The following is an 18,170-nucleotide window of genomic DNA, read 5'->3' as shown; positions in this document are numbered from 1 at the left end:
TCGGGCGCGCTGCGGGCGCGTCGCCCCCGTTACCCCCCCCCCGCCCCGGCGCCCTGGGGGGGGTTCCGGGTGCACACGCTCCTCCCGCCCGGGGGGGGGGGGGGGGGGGCGCGGGGGGCCCCCCCCGCGCCCCCCCCCCCGCTCCTACAGGGAGACCCCTGTGCTGGCTCAATCGTCCGCGGTGCCGTGGCCGTCCGGCGTTCGATGCACACGGCCTGCCGCCATGACGAAATCGACACCCATCACCGCGTTGATATCGGCGACCGGATCGCCCGGCATCGCGATAATGTCGGCGCGCTTGCCGGGTTCGATGACGCCCTGGTCGTCGACGCCGAGCACGGTCGCCGCATGCAGCGTCGCCGACTGCAGCGCGTACGCCGCCGGAATGCCGGCCTCGACCATGTAGAGGAACTCGCGTGCGTTGTCGCCATGCGGGCCGACACCCTGGTCGGTGCCGAATGCGATCGGCACGCCGGCGCGGTACGCGCGCGCGGCGGTGTCCTGGATCTGCGCGCCGATCGTCGCCGCCTTCGGCCGCACGACTTCCGGGAAATAGCCCGGCTCCTTCGCCTTGTCGGCGACGAAGCGGCCGGCGTAGATCGTCGGTACGTACCAGGTGCCGCGCTGCTTCATCAGCCGCATGACCTCGTCGTCCATGTGGGTGCCGTGCTCGATGCTGGTCACGCCGGCGAGCACCGCGCGCTTCATGCCTTCGGTGCCGTGCGCGTGCGCGGCGACGCGGTAGCCGTAGTCCTTCGCGGTGTCGACGATCGCCTGCACTTCGTCGACGGTGAACTGCGGCGCGTCGCCGCTGCGCGCATAGCTCAGCACGCCGCCGGTCGCGGTGATCTTGATGACGTCGCTGCCTTCCTTGTAGCGCTGGCGGACCGCCTGGCGGGCGTCGTCGATCGAGTTGATGACGCCTTCGGTCGGGCCGGGCGGGCCCATCAGATGCGAGAGCATCGAGTTGTAGCCGTTGCTGGGATCGGCGTGTCCGCCGGTCGTCGCGATCGACTTGCCGGCGGCGAAGATCCGCGGGCCCGGCACCAGGCCCTGGTTGATCGCATCGCGCAGATGCGGGCTGACCTCACCGCCGAGATCGCGCACCGTGGTGAAGCCGGCCGACAGGGTTTTCTCGGCGTAGCCAACCGCACGGAACGCGTAATCGACCGGATCGAGACGGAAGCCTTCGGAGTAACTCGCCGGGCTCGATTGCGAGCCCAGATGCACATGCAGATCGGTCCAGCCGGGCGAGCAGGTGCGGTCGCCGAGCACGATCGAGTCCACGCCGTCCTGCAGTTTGGCGCGGCCCGGAATCACCTCGAGAATCCTGCCGTCTTCGACCAGGATCGTGTGCTCACCCAGTACGCGGCCGCTGCGCGCGTCGAACAGGCGCTCGCAATGCACGGCGGTCTGCGCCGCAGCGCTCGCACCGGCGGGCAGCAGCAGGGCCGCGGCGAGCAGTGTCAGCGACGGACGGGCGAGGATGCGGACAACGGAACGACGGGCCATGCGGTACTCCGGAGCGGCGGCAGTCCCGGATTGAAGCACGCGGACGCGCCGCGCGGGCGCTCAGTCCTCGTAGGACGCGTGCAGGACCCGATTGCGACCTTCGGCCTTGGCGCGGTACAGCGTGGCATCGGCCAGCTGCAGCAGAAGTTCCGGGGTGAGTCCGTCGACCGGGAATGTCGCGATACCGATCGACATCGTCACCGGGCCGAGCTGCTGGCCCAGATGCTGGACGGTTGCCAGCTCGACCGCGCGGCGGATCTGCTCGGCACGGACGAGGGCACCTGGAGCATCGAGTTCGGGCAGCACGACAGTGAATTCCTCTCCGCCGTAGCGGCAGGCGATGTCCTCGGCGCGGACGCCGGCCTGGATCTGGCGGCCGATCTGTCCCAGCAGTGCGTCGCCAGCGGCGTGTCCGTAGGTATCGTTGAAGCGCTTGAAGTGATCGACGTCGAGCATCAGCACCGACAGCGGCAGCCCGCGACGGTCGCAGCGCTGCAGCTCTCGGACGAAACTTTCTTCGAGATAGCGCCGGTTGAACAGACCGGTCAGCGGGTCGCGCAGCGATTGCGTGCGCAGGGTTTCGCGCAGTTGCAGGTTGGCGATCGCCAGGCCCAGTTGTTCGGCAAGCTGGCCGATGAGTTCGTCGAGCGCCGAACCATGGTCCATCGCATGGGTGGCCGCGCTGACGTGCAGCAGGCCGATCGACGTGCCCTGGGCCGTGAGCGGCAGGCACAACGCGGTGACGCCGTGCGGTGGCGTGCCCGCATCCAGATGTGCACAGGTCAGCTGCAGGTCTTCCCCGCCCGACACCACATGCGCCTGCCCGCGACGCAAGGCCCAGCAGTCGGCCGGCAGCAACGAGTCGGTGCTGCTGATCAGGCCCTCGCCAAAACTGGCGACGCTGTCGTGGAAATTCTGCGATGCGCGGATCAGGTAGAAGCGGCCGCTGGCGCCGGGCAGCAGACGACGGATGGTGGCGATCGACAGTTGCACGATCTCTTCCAGTGTCTGGCAGCTCTGCAGCAGGCCTGAATAACGCGCGAGCTCATGCCGCTGCTTCGACAGCTGATCAACCTGGGCCATGCTCAGGGCCATTTCGTGCGCCGCACCGCGTGCTTCGAGCTCCAATCGGCGGGTGCGTTTGTTCTCACGCGTGACGCTGGCCATCAGCGTGACCATCAGCGCGCCCGACAGCAGCATGCCCAGCACGACGATGGAGATCAGAAGTGTCGCGTAGCGGTCGCTGCGCGCCTTGCGCTCCGCCAGCAGGCTCAGCTCCTCGCGACGCATCTCCGAGGCAGCGGCTTCGAATTCGTTCCACTGCTGCAGCGTGAGACCCGAGTCCGTGGCCTGCCGAGCCGCCTCGGCGCCTTGCAGTTCCTGCAGGTCGAACAGCCTGCGCAATTCGGCCAGATGCACCTGGGCCGACGCGTGCATCCGTTTCGCACGCGCGTCCTGTGGGGGGTTGTCGCGGATCGCCGCGCCCAGGGCTTCGTGTGCGACCTCGACCTGATGGATCGCGATCAGGTACTGGCTGCGGAATTCCGGGTGCCCGGTCAGCCGATAGGCGCGTGCATTGGCCTCGGTGCTGCGGAGCGCGCGCTCGGCGACTTCGATCCGGTTGATCACCTCGTAGGTGTGGCCGATCCACGCATTGCTGCTGCGCAGCGTCGACGCGCCCCACACGCTGGCGATGCCGACGCCCAACAGCAGCAGCAGCGCGGCCGCGAATGCGGGGACGCGATAAGGGGACCACCTGGAACGGGATGCGGGCAAGAACGGGTGCTCGACGGCGCTGGGGCGATTCTAGCCTCTGTCACCTGTCCCCAGGCTGCGGCGGCCCGCCTGGCACGGTTCGAATGGCGGCAGCAACGGCGCTGCGGTAGGCTTCCCGACCGTTCCGCAGCAAGCAGCATCCCGTGTCCAGCGAACCCGTCGTCGTCGATCCAAACGCCTACCAGCCCACCCCGGTGGAATCCGACGCCCAGCGGTTCTGGACGTCGACCCGCGCGTTCGAGGTCACCGAGCGGGCCGACAAGCCGAAGTACTACTGCCTGTCGATGCTGCCGTACCCGTCGGGCGCGCTGCACATGGGCCACGTGCGCAATTACACGCTCAGCGACGTCATCAGCCGCTACCAGCGCATGACGGGCAAGAATGTGCTGCAGCCGATGGGCTGGGACGCGTTCGGCCTGCCGGCCGAGAACGCCGCGATCAAGAACGCGACCGCGCCGGCCAAGTGGACCTACGCCAACATCGACCACATGCGCGGCCAGTTGCAGTCGCTGGGCTATGCGATCGACTGGAGTCGCGAGTTCGCAACCTGTTCGCCGGACTACTACGTCCACGAGCAGCGCATGTTCGTGCGGCTGATGAAGAAGGGCCTGGCCTACCGCCGCAATTCGGTCGTCAACTGGGACCCGGTCGACCAGACCGTACTCGCCAACGAACAGGTCATTGACGGCCGCGGCTGGCGCTCGGGTGCGGTCGTGGAGAAGCGCGAGATCCCGCAGTGGTTCCTCAAGATCACCGCCTACGCGCAGGAACTGCTCGACGGCCTGGACACGCTGGATGGCTGGCCGGACTCGGTCAAGACCATGCAGCGCAACTGGATCGGGCGCAGCGAGGGCCTGGAGTTCGCGTTCGACGTCGTGGGCAGCGACGACAAGCTCGCCGTCTATACCACGCGTCCCGACACGCTGATGGGCGTGACCTTCGTGTCGGTCGCCGCCGAGCATCCTTTGGCGATGCGCGCCGCCGAAAGCGATCCGGATCTGGCGGAGTTCATCGCCGACCTGCGCCGCGGCGGCGTGTCCGAAGCCGAGCTGGAAACCCAGGTCAAACGCGGCATGGACACCGGCCTGCGCGCGATCCATCCCGTGACGGGCGAAGAGATTCCGGTCTGGGTCGCCAACTTCGTGCTGATGGGCTACGGCACCGGCGCGGTCATGGCCGTGCCCGGCCACGACCAGCGCGACTGGGAATTCGCCAAGGCCTATGGCCTGCCGATCCAGATGGTGGTCGTGCCGGACGAGGTCCGCGACGCATTGCAGGAAATCGGTCGCGATCGCCGCAGCAGCGCTGATCCGATGCGCTCGGCACTGGGCAGCGGAGCCGCACTCGATGTCTATGACACCGGCGCGGCGGTGCAGGTGGTGCAGGCCTTCGAACGCCGGATCGCCGAGGAGGGCGCGTACACCGACCGCGGCTGGCTGGTGAATTCCGGCGACTTCGACGGGTTCGATTTCCAGCAGGCGCTCGATGCGCTGGCCACCCGCTTCGAAGCCGAAGGTCGCGGCAACCGCAAGGTCAACTTCCGCCTGCGCGACTGGGGCGTGAGCCGCCAGCGCTACTGGGGTTGCCCGATCCCGGTGATCTACTGCGACGCCTGCGGCGCGGTGCCGGTGCCCGAGGACCAGTTGCCGGTGCTGCTGCCCGAGGATGTCGAGGACGCGTTCGCGAACCCCGGCGTGGTGCAATCGCCGATCAAGTCCAACCCCGAGTGGCGCAAGACCACGTGCCCGACCTGCGGCGGCGCGGCCGAGCGCGAGACCGACACCTTCGACACCTTCATGGAGTCGAGCTGGTACACCGCGCGCTACACCTCGCCGGGCGCGGCCGACATGGTCGACGAACGCGCCGACTACTGGACGCCGGTCGACCAGTACATCGGCGGCATCGAGCACGCGATCCTGCACCTGCTGTATTTCCGTTTCTACCACCGCCTGATGCGCGACGAAGGCCTGGTGCGCAGCGACGAGCCGGTGATCAACCTGCTGACCCAGGGCATGGTCATCGCCGACACGTTCTATCGGGAACAGGGCAACGGCAGCAAGGACTGGATCAACCCGGCCGATGTCGAGATCGTCCGTGACGACAAGGGCCGGATCACCGGTGCGACCTCGAAGCTGGACGGCCAGCCGGTCTCGATCGGCGGCACCGAGAAGATGTCGAAGTCGAAGAACAACGGCGTCGACCCGCAGTCGATGATCGGCAAGTACGGCGCCGACACGGTGCGCCTGTTCTCGATGTTCGCAGCCCCGCCCGAGCAGTCGCTGGAGTGGAACGAGGCCGGCGTCGAAGGCATGTCGCGCTTCCTGCGCCGCTTGTGGAACCAGGTGCAGAAGCATGTCCAGGGTGGCGACGCCGGCGCATTCGATGTCGCTGCGGCCACGCCCGCGCAGAAGACCCTGCGTCGCCAGCTGCACGAGGCGATCCAGAAGGTCGGTGACGACTACGGCCGTCGCCACAGTTTCAACACCGCGATCGCCGCGGTGATGGAACTGCTGAACCACGTCGGCAAGTTCGACGAGTCCGACGCCAATGCGCGCGCGCTGCGCCAGGAGACGTTCGAGACCATCGTGCTGCTGCTCAACCCGATCACCCCGCACATCGCGCACAGGCTGTGGCAGGTGCTGGGCCACGCCGAGACGCTGCTCGAAGACCAGGCGTTCCCGCAGGCCGACCCGGCCGCGCTGCAGCGCGACGCGGTGACGTTGGCGATCCAGGTCAACGGCAAGCTGCGCGGCACGATCGAGGTCGCGGTCGACCTGCCGAAGGACGCGGTCGAGGCGCTGGCGCTCGCCGAGCCCAATGTCGCCAAGTTCCTCAGCGAGCTGACGGTGCGCAAGGTCATCGTCGTGCCGGGCAAGATCGTCAACATCGTTGCCGGCTGAACCCGGCGTCGCCGCGTTTCGCGCGCGGCGCTTGCCGGCCCTGTCCCCCTCGTCCAGACTCCGTCCATGCGCATCCTCCGACCGGTTTTCCTGCCTCTGGCTCTCGTCACCCTTGTGCTGACGCTGTCGGCCTGTGGCTTCCATCTGCGCAATGCGCTGACGCTGCCACCGAACCTCGGGCCCGTCGACATCGTGTCCGGCAATCCCTACAGCCGTCTGGCCCGTTCGGTCGAGCGCGCGCTGGCGGCGGCCGGTGCGGAGATCGCCGATCCCGATGCAACCGACGTTGCAACGCTCAACATCCGGTCAGAGCGCTGGGCCGCGCTGCCGGCGAGTCTCGATGCGCAGGGTCGCGCGCAGGAATACACGCTGCGTTACGCGGTGGTGTTCTCGATGCGCGATGCCGACGGCGTCGACATCGTGCCGCAGCAGGCGATCGAACTCGCCCGCGACTATCTCGCGCCGCCGACCGATTCGATCGGTGCGGACTCCGAACGCGAACTGCTGTCGCGTGAACTCGAGCGAGAGATGACCGCCTCGATCATCCGTCGCATCGACGCCGTGTTCCGCAACCCGCAGCTCCGCTCGGCCGAATGATGCAGGCGCTCGCCACCGGCGCGCCGTTGTCGTGGAACTGACGCCCGAACGTCTGGTCGCGCAACTGGCCCGCGAGCCCTTGCGCCCGGCGTATCTGATCGCAGGTCCCGAACCACTGCGGGTGCTCGAAGCCGCTGACGCCGTACGTGCCACGGCGCGTGAGCAGGGTGTCGCCGAGCGCGAAGTCTTCGAACCAGAGGGCCGTGACATCGACTGGAACGCGGTCGAGGCCACGTTCCGCGCGCCAAGCCTGTTCGCCTCGCGGCGTCTGGTCGAACTCCGCCTGCCGACGACCAAGCCCGGCAAGGACGGCGCCGCGGTCATCAGCGGCTTCTGCGCCGATCCGCCCCCCGATGTCACGCTGCTGGTCACCGGCGGCGAATGGAGCCGGCAGCATGGCGGCAAGTGGAGCGAAGCGATCACCGGCATCGGCCATCTCGTCGTTGCCTGGCAGGTCAAGCCGCACGAACTCGAAGGCTGGATCGAGGCGCGCCTGCGCAGCCGCAACGTGCTGGCCGACCGCGCCGCCGTGCAGCAGTTGGCCGAGCGCGTCGACGGCAATCTGCTGGCCGCCGCGCAGGAGGTCGACAAGCTGGCGCTGCTGGCCGACGGCAGCACGCTCGACGGGCCGCGCATGCAGGCACTGGTCGCCGATGCCGCGCGTTTCGACGTGTTCCGCCTGCTCGATGCCACGCTCAACGGCCAGCCGGCGCAGGTCGTGCGCATGCTGGCTGGCCTGCGCGCCGAGGGTGCGGCGATTCCGGCCCTGATGGGCATGGTGGTCATGGAACTCGCGCGCGCCGCGCAGCTAGCGCAGGTGCAGGCTCGCGGCGGCAACATGGCCAGCGAATTCAAGGCCCAGCGCATCTGGGACGCCCGCCAGGCGGGCTATCGGCGCGCGCTGCAGCGCCACCCCGAGGCGCGCTGGGTGCGCTTCGTCGCTGAAGCCGGACGCGTCGACCGCATCGCCAAGGGCCGTGGTCGCTGGGGCCAGGATCCGGTCGACGGCTGGCTCGCGCTTGAGCGCCTGCTGGTGGCGGTGGCCGACGCGCGCGCGGGCGCTCTGCTGGCCGCCTGACCGGCCGCGATGGCGCTGCACCTCGTCTACGGCGGCACCTTCGATCCGATCCACTTCGGGCACCTGGCGATCGCGTGCGCCGCGCGTGATGCGCTGGACTGCACGGTGCGCCTGATGCCGGCGGGTGATCCGCCGCACCGCGCGCCGCCCGGCGCCGATGGCGCGACGCGGGCGGCGATGGTCGCGCTGGCGATCGAGGGCGTGCAGGGCCTCGTGCTCGACCACCGCGAACTGGAACGCCAAGGCCGCAGCTACACCGTCGATACGCTGGCCGAACTGCGCGACGAACTCGGCCCCTCGAAGCCGCTGGCCTGGCTGGTCGGCGCCGACAGCCTGCTCGGCCTGCCGGGTTGGCACCGCTGGCGCGACCTTTTCGCGCTCGCGCATCTGGTCGTCGCCGAGCGGCCGGGCAGTGCGCTCGACGCGCAGCTGCTGGCCGGACTCGCCGATGCGTTGCAGGATCGCTGGACCCGCCAGGCCGCCGATCTGCAATCGCAGCCCGCCGGGCGGGTGTTGCGCCTGCATCAACCGCTGTCCCATGTCTCGGCAACGGCGGTGCGCGCGCGGCTCGCCGCAGGCGCCTCGACCGCAGACTGCCTGCCGCCACGCGTGGCCGCATTCATCCACGAGAAGGGCTTGTACGGGGCGGCGGCCCGCGCTCCGCTATAATTTCCGCCGCACTTTCCGAGCCAGACCTTTGTCCAATCCCGCACACGTCATCAAGACCCGCCTGCCCGAGCCGCCGCCGTCCCCGGACGCGCTGCTCGAAGTGGCCCGCGCCGCCGTCGCAGAAATCAAGGCCGTCGACGTCATCGATATCGATGTGCGCGGTCGCAGCAGCGTCTGCGATTTCATGGTCATCGCGTCGGGCACGTCCAGCCGGCACGTCAAGTCGATCGCCGACGAAGTCGTCAAGCACGCCAAGAAGCTCGGCTGCCAGCCGCTGGGCGTCGAAGGCGAGCGCGAGGCCGAGTGGGTGCTCGTCGATCTGGGCGACGTCATCGTCCACGTGATGCTGCCGCGTGTGCGCGAGTTCTATGCGCTCGAGCGTTTGTGGACCGTCGGCGACCAGCCGCCGGAAGACGAGCGCGGCCCGCGTCGCGATGCCTGATCGCGGCGTCCCGGCACGTTCGTCGGGACGACAGGCGACATGAAAGCGAAACTGATCGCCGTCGGCGAGCGCGCCCCCGCCTGGGTGGCCGAGGGTTTCGCCGAGTACCGCAAGCGGCTGTCGCACTGGCTGCCGCTGGATCTGATCGAAGTCGAGCCCGGTCTGCGCGGCAAGGGTCGGGACACCGTGCGCGCAATGTCCGACGAAGGCGCGCGCGTACTGGCAGCGATTCCGCGCGATGCGCTGGTGATCGCACTGGATGGCCGCGGCCGGCTGCATTCTTCCGAAGACCTGGCGCAGCGCCTCGAGCACTGGCGCATGCAGGGGCGGGATCTCGCGTTCCTGATCGGCGGACCGGAAGGCCACGCGCCGGAGGCCCTCGCACGCGCCGACGAGCGCTGGTCGCTCGGACCGTTGACGCTGCCGCACATGTTGGTGCGTCTGGTGCTGGCCGAGCAGGTATATCGCGCGGCGGCGATGCTGGCGAATCATCCGTATCACCGGGCGTAGGGTTGGGGAGTCGCCGCGCTGCGTTCCGATTGATCCGAAGCGCCATTCCTGGAGCGCCGTCTGCGCGACGCGCTCCGCCAGGCGTTAGGGAAGGTCTGAATAACTCCCGTCATCCCCGCGAAGGCGGGGATCCAGTGACTTCAAGCCTTTGAAAACCAAGGGCCTGGATGCCCGCCTTCGCGGGAATGACGGCCAGAAGCGGAATTGTTCAGACCTTCCTTAGATCGTCATTCGGGCGAAGGCCGGAATTGCCGGCCAGTGTTCTTCTTTCCCTCTCTTTGGGGGAAAGGTGCCCGGAGGGCGGATGAGGGTGCTTCAGGTGTCCCGACGACCCCAGCCCTCACCCGACGCGAAGCGCGTCGACCTCTCCCTGAGGGAGAGGTGCTCTGTGCCCGCTCGCTGGAACACGATGCGAATCGGGCTGGGCGCAGGCGCGTCTTATCCCCGCGACAGATTGAACGCGATCGGCACCAGTCCGATCGCCTCCACCGGCACGCCATCGCGCATCGCTGGCTGGAACGTCCAGTGCCGCTGGACGTGGCGCATCGCGGCGCGGTCGAGTTCGCGGTTGCCGCTGCTGCGGTGCAGGCGCACGTCGAGCGGGCGACCATCGCGGCCGACGTGGATTTCCAGCAGCACCACGCCCTCGGCACCGGCGATCAGCGCCGCGCGCGGATAGTCGGGCGCCGGTGCATTCGCGTACTGCAGGGCGATGCCGGACATCGGTGAGGTGTCGATCGCGGCCGGCGCGGCGTCGATCGGCGGGCCTTCGACGGTCGGCAGGGCGGGCAGGGTGCCGGCATCGACGACGACCGCGGCGTCGACCGGTGCGATCCGCGGCATCGTCTGTTGCGGCACGACCGGAGACGGCGTGCTGCGCGGTTGCACCACCTCGACACGTTCGGGCGGCAATTCGGGCTTCGGCACGGGCGGGGTAATCCACTCGAATTCCTGCTTGCGCTCGGGCAGGGCGTAATCGAGCGCGTCGCGACTGGCCGGCACCAGCAGGACCATGAACAGCATGGCGTTGAGGGCGAGGGTGCCGCTGAGTCCGACGATGCGGACGGCATCGGGACGCGACGGTTCGTGGACGGGTCCGCGCATGCGGGGACCAATGGGCTGCAGCACCATGCACCACCTCCTGTGTGCGGGCCGGATGGCCCGTGGAAGCATCAACGTGGCAGCGTTGGCCATGGGGTCGAAGGCCAGCCGCGCCGTCGCATCGTTCGCCTCGAACCTGCGCCGAATGCGGCAGGTCGACAAGCCTGTGCCGACGAACGGACGCGTGCACGGAATTGGCGGTGCGTTGCAGTTTCATCCCAGGGAATGGATTTCGCTGCGCTTTACCCGGCTGCAAAAGCACCGATCGCGCGCAGGGGCCACCCGCAGGATGGCGAGGACGCAGCGAAAGCCAACTGCAGCAATGGGGGTGGCGCGCGAGGAATCGAATGTCCCGAAGCAGCCACACCTCAACACCCGGATACGACAGGGCCCGCGCATGGCGGGCCCTGTCGATCCACTCGATTGCGGTGGCTCAATCCTCCGGCATGCTCTCCGGTTCGCGGTCGAGGCCGCCGTCGTCGGGATTGTGCTCGCCGGTGTCGGCGGGCTGCTGGGCGTCGCCCTTGTCGGTCGGATTCTTCTCCGAGTAACCGGGGTTCTGGCCGGGTTTGGTCGGCGGCTCGGGGGTGGTCCTGTTCTGGCTCATGTCAGCGTCCCAGTTCGAAAACAACGTCGAGATTGGCGGATAGCGTGGTTTCGCCGGGTGAAACCGAGGTGGCCATGCTGTCCTGTTGCACCGCGCGCATCGCCATCATCGGACGCGGTGGCTGGAAACCGCCGCCTTCGCTGATGCTGACGATGCGGCGCACGCGCATGCCCAGCGAGCTCGCGTAGACCTCGGCCCGTGCCTGGGCTTTCTTCAGCGCGTCCGCGCGTGCCTGGTCCTGCACGCCATCGGCATCCTCGATCTCAAACGTCGGGCCGTTGATCTGGTTGGCGCCGCTGGCGACCAAGGCATCGAGCACCTGGCCCAGCTTGCCGATGTCGCGGACCTTCAGGTTGACCGTGTTGCTGGCTTGGTATCCGGTGATCACCGGCGGCTGGTTTTCGGCGTAGCGGTACTGCGGGCTGAGGTTGATGCCCGAGGTCTGCACGTCGCGCTCGGCAATGCCGGCGGCCTTGATCGCGCCCATCAGCGTGGACATCTGCTCGGCATTGGCGCGCATCGCCGCATTGGCGTCCGCGGCCTGGGTCACGACGCCAGTCGACAGTGTGGCGATGTCCGGCGCGCGGCTGGCTTCGGCCTGTGCGGAGATCGACAGCAGGGTGCCTTCGCCGGGGGCGGTCTGATGCGTGGCGGGCTGGGCGCTGGCGGTCATCGACAGGGTTCCAAGGGCGAGGCCGCAGGCGAGCAGCAGGGGGCGGGGGATCAGGTGCATTCGAAGCTCCGTTGAGATGAACAAGGGTCGGGACGCACCGGTGAACGGCCGGTGAGCCGGACCGGGGTCAAGCCGGTTCAGCCGCGGGTCGGGCACGGCCCACACGGTATCCTGTTCCGATGTTGTATCTGGCTTCGCAATCCCCCCGCCGCCGCGATCTTCTGGCCCGCCTCGGACTGCCTTTTGGGCAGATCGATGTCGACGTGCCCGAGGTCCTGGGCGCTGGAGAATCCGCCGCGGATTACGTGTTGCGCGTGGCCGCCGACAAGGCGCGTGCGGGACTGCAGGCGCTTGGCGAATCCGCCGATGCCGTCGTCCTGGGCGCCGATACCGAGGTCGTGCTCGACGACGTGGTGTTCGGAAAGCCGCGCGACGACGCCGACGCGTTCCGTATGTTGCAGGCGCTGTCGGGCCGTACGCACCAGGTGATTTCGGCCGTGGTGCTGGTCGGTGCCGGGCAACAGGCCCAGGCGACGGTTGCCACCGAGGTCACGTTCGACGTGCTCGATACGGACACGATCGCGGCCTACGTCGCCAGCGGCGAGCCGCATGGCAAGGCCGGTGCGTACGCGATCCAGGGTGGCGCGGAGCTGTTCGTCACGCGCATGGCTGGCAGCCATTCGGGGGTGATCGGATTGCCGCTGCAACAGACCGCGGCACTGCTGCGGTCATTCGGACTGCAGCCGCAGCCCTTCGCCCCACACGACCACAAGGCGTGACCCGGACATGTCGGAAGAGATCCTGATCAATGTGACCCCGCGCGAGACCCGCGTGGCGGTGGTCGAAAACGGCATGTTGCAGGAGCTGCACATCGAACGCGGCTGGCGGCGCGGCGTGGTGGGCAACATCTACAAGGGCAAGGTGCAGCGGGTCATGCCGGGCATGCAGGCGGCCTTCGTCGACATCGGCCTGGAGCGCGCGGCGTTTCTGCACGCCAACGATGTCATGCGCCCGCCGCAGACCGGCACCGATGGCGAGGGCGGTGGCGACAGCCTGTTCCCGTCGACGGCGCCGACGCTGCCGGTCACCGAACTGCTGCGCGACGGTCAGGACATCGTGGTGCAGGTGGTCAAGGATCCGATCGGCACCAAGGGCGCGCGCCTGACCACGCAGATCAGCATTCCCTCGCGCTATCTCGTGCTGCTGCCGCAGTCGCGCGTGGTCGGCGTGTCGGCGCGGATCGAGGACGATGTCGAACGCACGCGCCTGAAGACGCTGGTGTCCGAACTTGCCGCGGCGACCGGCGGTCACGGCTACATCGTGCGCACCAACGCCGAAGGCCAGAGCGCCGAAGCACTGGCCGAGGACATCGCCTATCTACAGCGTGCCTGGGCGTTGATCGGACACACCACGGGCGATTCGCGTGTGGGCGCACGCGTCTACGAAGACCTGACGCTGCCGATGCGCGCGGTCCGCGACCTGATGCGCCGCGATGTCGACAAGGTCAAGGTGGATTCCCGCGACACCTATGAAAAGCTCTGCATCTTCGCGGCCCAGTACCTGCCGGCGCCGGGTCCGGCCGAACAGGCGCGCCTGGTCGATCGCATCGAGTGCTACACCGGCGCGCGGCCGATCTTCGATCTGTACGGCGTCGAAGACGAGATCCAGCGCGCGCTGAAAAAGGATGTGCCGCTGAAATCCGGTGGGTATCTGGTCATCGACCAGACCGAGGCGATGACGACGGTCGACGTCAACACCGGTTCGTTCCTGGGCCAGCGCAATCTCGAGGAAACCGTGTACCGCACCAACCTCGAGGCCGCCCAGGCGGTCGCGCGTCAGCTGCGGCTGCGCAACCTGGGCGGCATCATCATCATCGACTTCATCGACATGGTGGACCCGGAGCACAAGCGCCAGGTGCTGCGCACGCTGGAGAAGTCGCTGGCCAAGGACCACGCCAAGACCACGGTTTACGACTTCTCGCCGCTGGGCCTGGTCGAGATGACCCGCAAGCGCACGGTCGAGAGTCTGGAGCGTCAGCTCGGCGAGGCCTGCACGGCCTGCAACGGCCGCGGCATCGTCAAGACGATCGAGACCGTGACCTACGAGATCTTCCGCGAGATCGTGCGCGCGGTGCGCCAGTTCGAGGCCGAGCGCCTGCTGGTGATCGCCGCGCCCCGGGTCGTCTCGACGATCACCGACGAGGAGTCGGCAGCGGTTGTCGAGCTCGAGGAGTTCCTCGGCAAGTCGATCCGCTTCCAGTCCGACGACCAGTACCTGCAGGACCAGTTCGACGTTGTCCTGCTCTGATCTCCACCGTCGGCGGAGTGCGCGCCCGGCGCATGCCGGCGGGGCACAGGCATGAGCGCCTGGGCGAGCCGTCTGCATCGTGCGCGCCGCAGCGCGTGGTACCTCGTTGCTGCGGTGCTGGTGACGATGGCGCTGGTGGCGGTGGCGGCCGCGCAGTTCGCGTTGCCTTGGCTGGAGCGCAATCCGCAGGCGGTCGCGTCCTGGCTCGGCGAGCGCGCGGGCCGGCCGGTCGCGTTCGACACGCTGGACGCCGCATGGACACGGCGCGGCCCCGTGCTGCGCGTGACCGGGCTGCGCATCGGCGATCCCGCGGCCGCGGTGCCGATCGGCACCGCCGAGATCCAGGTCGCCCAGTATTCGGGGCTGCTGCCGGGCCGCTCGCTGACGGAGTTGCGGCTGCATGGCATCGAGCTGACGCTGCAGCGCAATGACGACGGCAGCTGGCAGGTCCGCGGCCTGCCGGGCGCGGCGCATGCGCAGGACGATCCGCTCGATGCGCTGCAGGGCCTGGGCGAGCTGCAGGTGGTGGATGCGCGGCTGACGATCGACGCGCCATCTCTGGGAATCGCGCACACGCTGCCGCGGGTGGACCTGCGCATGCAGGTCGACCGTCGCCGTGTACGCGCGGCGGCACGCGCCTGGGTCGATGTCGACGGCGCGCCGCTGGACCTGCGCCTGGAGCTGCTGCGCGCGCAGGGTGATGGCCGCGCCTACGTCGCGATGCCGCGCAACGATCTGCAACTGTGGTCGCCGCTGCTGGCGCCCAGCGGGGTCGCGATCCGTGCAGGCCATGGCCGGGTGACGGCGTGGATCGACCTGCGCGCGCGACGCGTTGAAGCAATCACCGGCGATGTCGAACTCGACGCACTCTCGCTGCAGCGCGCCAGCGATGTCGCGCAGGCCGCGGTCGATGCACCGACGGTGGCGTTCGAGGGTGCACATGCGCGTCTGCGCTGGACGCATACCGACAAGGAATGGCGTCTCGATGCACCGACGCTGCGGGTCACGCAGCTCGGACGCGAGCAGGTTCTCGACGGGCTTGTGCTCGCGGGCGGCCGGCAGTGGGCGATGCATGCCGAGCGGGTCGAGGTGGCACCGCTGATCGCGCTTGCGGCGCTCGGTGACGGCGTATCGCCCTCGCTGCGCGCCTGGCTGCAGGCGGCGACGCCGCATGCGGTGCTGGCCGACGTCGCGTTCGCCGCACGCGCAGGCGGACCGGTGCGGGTGTCGGCGCGGATCGAGGATTTCGGCTTCTCGCCCGTCGATGAGCGCCCCGGCCTGCATGGCCTTGGCGGCACACTGGTCGGCGACGGGCAGGGCGTGGTGTTCCGTCCGGATCCCGATGCGCGGCTGGTGTTCGACTGGCCGACCGGCTTCGGTGTACCGCATCCGCTGCGACTCGACGGTGAGATCGCCGGCTGGCGCGATGGCGACGGCTGGCGCATCCAGACGCCCGGCCTGCGCGTGGAAGGTGACGGCTACGCCGCCGATGCGCGCGGGGGTCTGTCGTTCGAGGCCGACGGCACGCGGCCGCGGCTCGATCTGGCGGCGGATGTCGACGCGGCGCAGATTCCGGTGGCGAAGAAGTTCTGGGTCCGCCACACGATGTCGGCGGCGGCGCGCGAGTGGCTGGACATGGCGCTGGTCGCGGGCACGGTGCGCAATGGCCGCGGCATCGTTGCCGGTGATCTCGACGACTGGCCGTTCGGCGTCGAAGCGGGCAAGGATCGCCGCGGCGTGTTCTTCGCCGAAGGCGATATCGCCGACGCGACGATCCGCTTCCAGGACGAGTGGCCGGCGATGACCCGGCTCGGCGGCCATATCCGTTTCATCAACGACGGGTTCCGACTCGAGCCTTCGACCGGCGAGCTGGCCGGCGTTCCGCTGCGCGATGTCGTTGCCGGCATCCGCAATTACGGACAGAGTCCGGTCGAAGCCGGGGCCACCGCGCATGCCGACGCGACGCAGTTGCTTGCGTTGCTGCGGCAGAGCCCGTTCCAGGCCGCGCACGCCGAGACGCTCGACGCACTGGACGTCACCGGCCCGACGCACGTTGCGGTATCGGTTGCGGTGCCGCGTCACGCGCCGATGCAGCTCGATGGCGAGGTGGCGCTGGAAGGCGTTGCGATGCGCGAGTCGCGGTTCGACCTCGCCTTCGATCATGTCCGCGGCCCGGTGACGTTCGACCAGTCGGGCTTCCACGCCGAGGCGCTCGAGGCGCAGCAGGACGGGCACAGCGGCACGCTCGCCTTGCGCGCCGGAGCCGGTCACGTGCGCCAGCGCGCCAACGCCTTCGAAGGCGAACTCGACATGTCGCTCGATGCCAGCGCACTGCTGGCGCGCGCGCCCGATCTGACTTGGCTGCGCCCGCATGTCGGCGGCCGTGCACCCTGGCAGGTCCAGGTCGCCGTCCCCGACGCGCCTGCAGCGAACGGCGCGCCCGCTGCGCACCTGCTGCTGCGCTCCGACCTCGTCGGCACGACGCTGCGTCTGCCGGCGCCGCTCGCCAAGCCGGCTGCGCGCGCGTTGCGCACCACCATCGAGGCGCCGTTGCCGTTCGGCACCGGGGATGTGCTGGTCGGCTTCGGCGATCGTCTCGCGCTGCGCGCACGCACCAGCGGCGCACGTGCGGGCATCCGTGTCGACATGGGGCGTGCGCGGGTCGACAACGCCGCCCCGGCTGCCGGCATCGTCGTCTTCGGCCGCACGCCGGTGGTCGACGTGCTCGACTGGATCGGCCTGATGGGCGGCGGCGATGGTGACGGCCTGGCGCTGCAACAGGTCGACGTGACCACGGCGGATCTGCGCCTGGCCGGCGGACGCCTGGGCCAGACGCGGATCACCGCGGCGCGCCGCAGCGCCGGCACCGATCTGCGTCTCGATGGCGCGGCGCTGGCCGGTGACGTGCGCCTGTCCGATGCCGACGGCGCGCCGATCGCGATCGCATTGCAGCGGCTGCACTGGCCGGCGCCCGCGGCGAAGTTGGACGCCGCGGCGAACGCAACGCCTGCGGCGCCCACGATCGCCGGCGTGCCTGCGTCACCACCGGTCGACGACGCGCTCGACCCCGCATCGGTGCCGCCGATCCGGCTTGCGATCGACGACCTGCGTTACGGCGCGGTGGTGCTCGGCCGTGTCGACGCGTCCTCCCATCGTATTCCGGGCGGCCTGGCGGTCGACCGGCTGCAGGTTCGCGCGCCCGATCACCGCATCGACGTGACCGGCCGCTGGACCGGCCGCGGCGCTGCGGCGCGCACTGCGTTCCAGGCCGACGTGGAAAGCGAAAATTTCGGCCGGCTCGCGTCGGGGCTCGGCTTTGCCGGCAGCATCGTCGGCGGGCAGGGGCGTCTGGATTTCGATGCCGCCTGGCCGGGCGCGCCGAATGCGTTCCAGGTCGCGCAACTGGAGGGCTCGATGAGTCTGGCGCTGCGCGACGGGCAACTGGTCGAGGTGGAGCCGGGCGCCGGACGTGTGCTGGGCCTGCTCAGCGTCGCCGAACTGCCCAGGCGTTTGACGCTCGATTTCCGCGACTTCTTCAGCAAGGGCTTCGGCTTCAACCGCATCGCCGGCGAGATCCGCTTCGGTAATGGCATCGCGCGTGGCGACAACCTCGTCATCGACGGGCCGGCCGCGGAAATCCGCATCCGCGGCAGCGCCGATCTCACGGCCCGCACGCACGACCAGGACATCGAAGTGCTGCCCAAGACCGGCAATCTGCTGCCGGCCGTCGGTGCGCTGACACTGGGCCCGGTGGGCGCCGCCGTGGGCGCGGTCGCCAACGCGGTGCTGCGCAAGCCGCTGGCGGAAATGGGCGCACGCAACTATCACGTCAGCGGCCCCTGGCAGGACCCGAAGGTGGACGTGGTCGAGCGACGCGACGCCGCGCAACCCGCCACGGCGCCGTCGGCACGGCCGCAATCGGCCAACTGAGCGTTTTCGCGGGACATCGCGAGTCCGTGGGTTCAGTTCCGCCTTGCCATCGGCGGCTTTGCCCCCAC

Annotated in this window: 14 protein-coding genes; 9 read left to right on the top strand and 5 right to left on the bottom strand. The window is 69.2% G+C overall.

Features of this window, described 5'->3' with window-relative positions; translation table 11 throughout:
* Positions 1–168: 168 nt before the first annotated feature.
* Complete coding sequence (locus J2W68_RS09305) at positions 169–1,512, bottom strand: metal-dependent hydrolase family protein (protein WP_310234945.1); 1,344 nt, start codon at positions 1,510–1,512, stop codon at positions 169–171.
* 60 nt (positions 1,513–1,572) lie between these two features.
* The gene (locus J2W68_RS09300; protein ID WP_310234941.1) at positions 1,573–3,288 is read right to left on the bottom strand and encodes a GGDEF domain-containing protein; all 1,716 of its coding nucleotides are present in this window, start codon (positions 3,286–3,288) and stop codon (positions 1,573–1,575) included.
* 143 nt (positions 3,289–3,431) lie between these two features.
* On the opposite strand from J2W68_RS09300, the gene leuS reads away from it, so the two are divergent.
* The 6 genes from leuS (at position 3,432) to rlmH (ending at position 9,484) form a co-directional block, all read left to right on the top strand.
* Positions 3,432–6,188, top strand: coding sequence for a leucine--tRNA ligase (gene leuS / locus J2W68_RS09295; protein ID WP_310234938.1), 2,757 nt, complete (start codon positions 3,432–3,434; stop codon positions 6,186–6,188).
* 66 nt (positions 6,189–6,254) lie between these two features.
* Positions 6,255–6,785, top strand: coding sequence for an LPS assembly lipoprotein LptE (lptE, locus tag J2W68_RS09290; RefSeq protein ID WP_310234935.1), 531 nt, complete (start codon positions 6,255–6,257; stop codon positions 6,783–6,785).
* A gap of 31 nt (positions 6,786–6,816) precedes the next feature.
* Positions 6,817–7,863 (top strand): DNA polymerase III subunit delta, encoded by a 1,047-nt coding sequence (holA, locus tag J2W68_RS09285; protein WP_310234932.1) that lies wholly within the window; start codon positions 6,817–6,819, stop codon positions 7,861–7,863.
* 9 nt (positions 7,864–7,872) lie between these two features.
* Positions 7,873–8,532, top strand: coding sequence for a nicotinate-nucleotide adenylyltransferase (nadD, locus tag J2W68_RS09280; RefSeq protein ID WP_310234929.1), 660 nt, complete (start codon positions 7,873–7,875; stop codon positions 8,530–8,532).
* Positions 8,533–8,560: 28 nt separating this feature from the next.
* Positions 8,561–8,974, top strand: a complete 414-nt coding sequence (gene rsfS, locus J2W68_RS09275) for a ribosome silencing factor (RefSeq protein WP_310152743.1) — start codon at positions 8,561–8,563, stop codon at positions 8,972–8,974.
* 39 nt (positions 8,975–9,013) lie between these two features.
* Positions 9,014–9,484, top strand: a complete 471-nt coding sequence (rlmH, locus tag J2W68_RS09270) for a 23S rRNA (pseudouridine(1915)-N(3))-methyltransferase RlmH (RefSeq protein ID WP_310234925.1) — start codon at positions 9,014–9,016, stop codon at positions 9,482–9,484.
* Between the two features lie 438 nt (positions 9,485–9,922).
* Here the strand turns inward: rlmH and J2W68_RS09265 are convergent, their stop codons facing one another.
* The 3 genes from J2W68_RS09265 to J2W68_RS09255 all read right to left on the bottom strand — a co-directional run bounded on the left by J2W68_RS09265 (position 9,923) and on the right by J2W68_RS09255 (position 11,925).
* Positions 9,923–10,588 (bottom strand): energy transducer TonB, encoded by a 666-nt coding sequence (locus J2W68_RS09265; protein ID WP_310234922.1) that lies wholly within the window; start codon positions 10,586–10,588, stop codon positions 9,923–9,925.
* Positions 10,589–11,018: 430 nt separating this feature from the next.
* Entirely contained in the window at positions 11,019–11,192 is a 174-nt protein-coding gene (locus tag J2W68_RS09260) for a hypothetical protein (RefSeq protein WP_310234919.1), read from the bottom strand.
* A gap of 1 nt (position 11,193) precedes the next feature.
* Positions 11,194–11,925, bottom strand: a complete 732-nt coding sequence (locus J2W68_RS09255) for an SIMPL domain-containing protein (RefSeq protein WP_310234916.1) — start codon at positions 11,923–11,925, stop codon at positions 11,194–11,196.
* A 119-nt stretch (positions 11,926–12,044) separates the two neighbouring features.
* Here J2W68_RS09255 and J2W68_RS09250 point away from each other — a divergent pair, with 119 nt between their 5' ends.
* The 3 genes from J2W68_RS09250 to J2W68_RS09240 are packed head-to-tail and all read left to right on the top strand — an operon-like array spanning position 12,045 to position 18,102.
* Positions 12,045–12,644 (top strand): Maf family protein, encoded by a 600-nt coding sequence (locus tag J2W68_RS09250; protein ID WP_310234913.1) that lies wholly within the window; start codon positions 12,045–12,047, stop codon positions 12,642–12,644.
* 7 nt (positions 12,645–12,651) lie between these two features.
* Positions 12,652–14,172, top strand: a complete 1,521-nt coding sequence (gene rng, locus J2W68_RS09245; protein ID WP_310234911.1) for a ribonuclease G — start codon at positions 12,652–12,654, stop codon at positions 14,170–14,172.
* 51 nt (positions 14,173–14,223) lie between these two features.
* Positions 14,224–18,102, top strand: coding sequence for a YhdP family protein (locus J2W68_RS09240; protein ID WP_310234908.1), 3,879 nt, complete (start codon positions 14,224–14,226; stop codon positions 18,100–18,102).
* Positions 18,103–18,170 lie beyond the last annotated feature (68 nt).

Source organism: Luteimonas terrae, assembly GCF_031457535.1.
GTDB classification, from domain to species: Bacteria; Pseudomonadota; Gammaproteobacteria; order Xanthomonadales; family Xanthomonadaceae; genus Luteimonas; species Luteimonas terrae_A.
This window is presented reverse-complemented; position numbering and strand designations above follow the sequence as displayed.

What these genes read in the sequence shown, in the direction of transcription:
- J2W68_RS09260 (WP_310234919.1), bottom strand. Translation starts at nt 11,192, where the DNA reads ATGAGCCAGAACAGGACCACCCCCGAGCCGCCGACCAAACCCGGCCAG.
- J2W68_RS09305 (WP_310234945.1), bottom strand. Translation starts at nt 1,512, where the DNA reads ATGGCCCGTCGTTCCGTTGTCCGCATCCTCGCCCGTCCGTCGCTGACA.
- nadD (WP_310234929.1), top strand. Translation starts at nt 7,873, where the DNA reads ATGGCGCTGCACCTCGTCTACGGCGGCACCTTCGATCCGATCCACTTC.
- lptE (WP_310234935.1), top strand. Translation starts at nt 6,255, where the DNA reads ATGCGCATCCTCCGACCGGTTTTCCTGCCTCTGGCTCTCGTCACCCTT.
- rlmH (WP_310234925.1), top strand. Translation starts at nt 9,014, where the DNA reads ATGAAAGCGAAACTGATCGCCGTCGGCGAGCGCGCCCCCGCCTGGGTG.
- J2W68_RS09255 (WP_310234916.1), bottom strand. Translation starts at nt 11,925, where the DNA reads ATGCACCTGATCCCCCGCCCCCTGCTGCTCGCCTGCGGCCTCGCCCTT.
- J2W68_RS09265 (WP_310234922.1), bottom strand. Translation starts at nt 10,588, where the DNA reads ATGCGCGGACCCGTCCACGAACCGTCGCGTCCCGATGCCGTCCGCATC.
- J2W68_RS09250 (WP_310234913.1), top strand. Translation starts at nt 12,045, where the DNA reads ATGTTGTATCTGGCTTCGCAATCCCCCCGCCGCCGCGATCTTCTGGCC.
- rng (WP_310234911.1), top strand. Translation starts at nt 12,652, where the DNA reads ATGTCGGAAGAGATCCTGATCAATGTGACCCCGCGCGAGACCCGCGTG.
- J2W68_RS09240 (WP_310234908.1), top strand. Translation starts at nt 14,224, where the DNA reads ATGAGCGCCTGGGCGAGCCGTCTGCATCGTGCGCGCCGCAGCGCGTGG.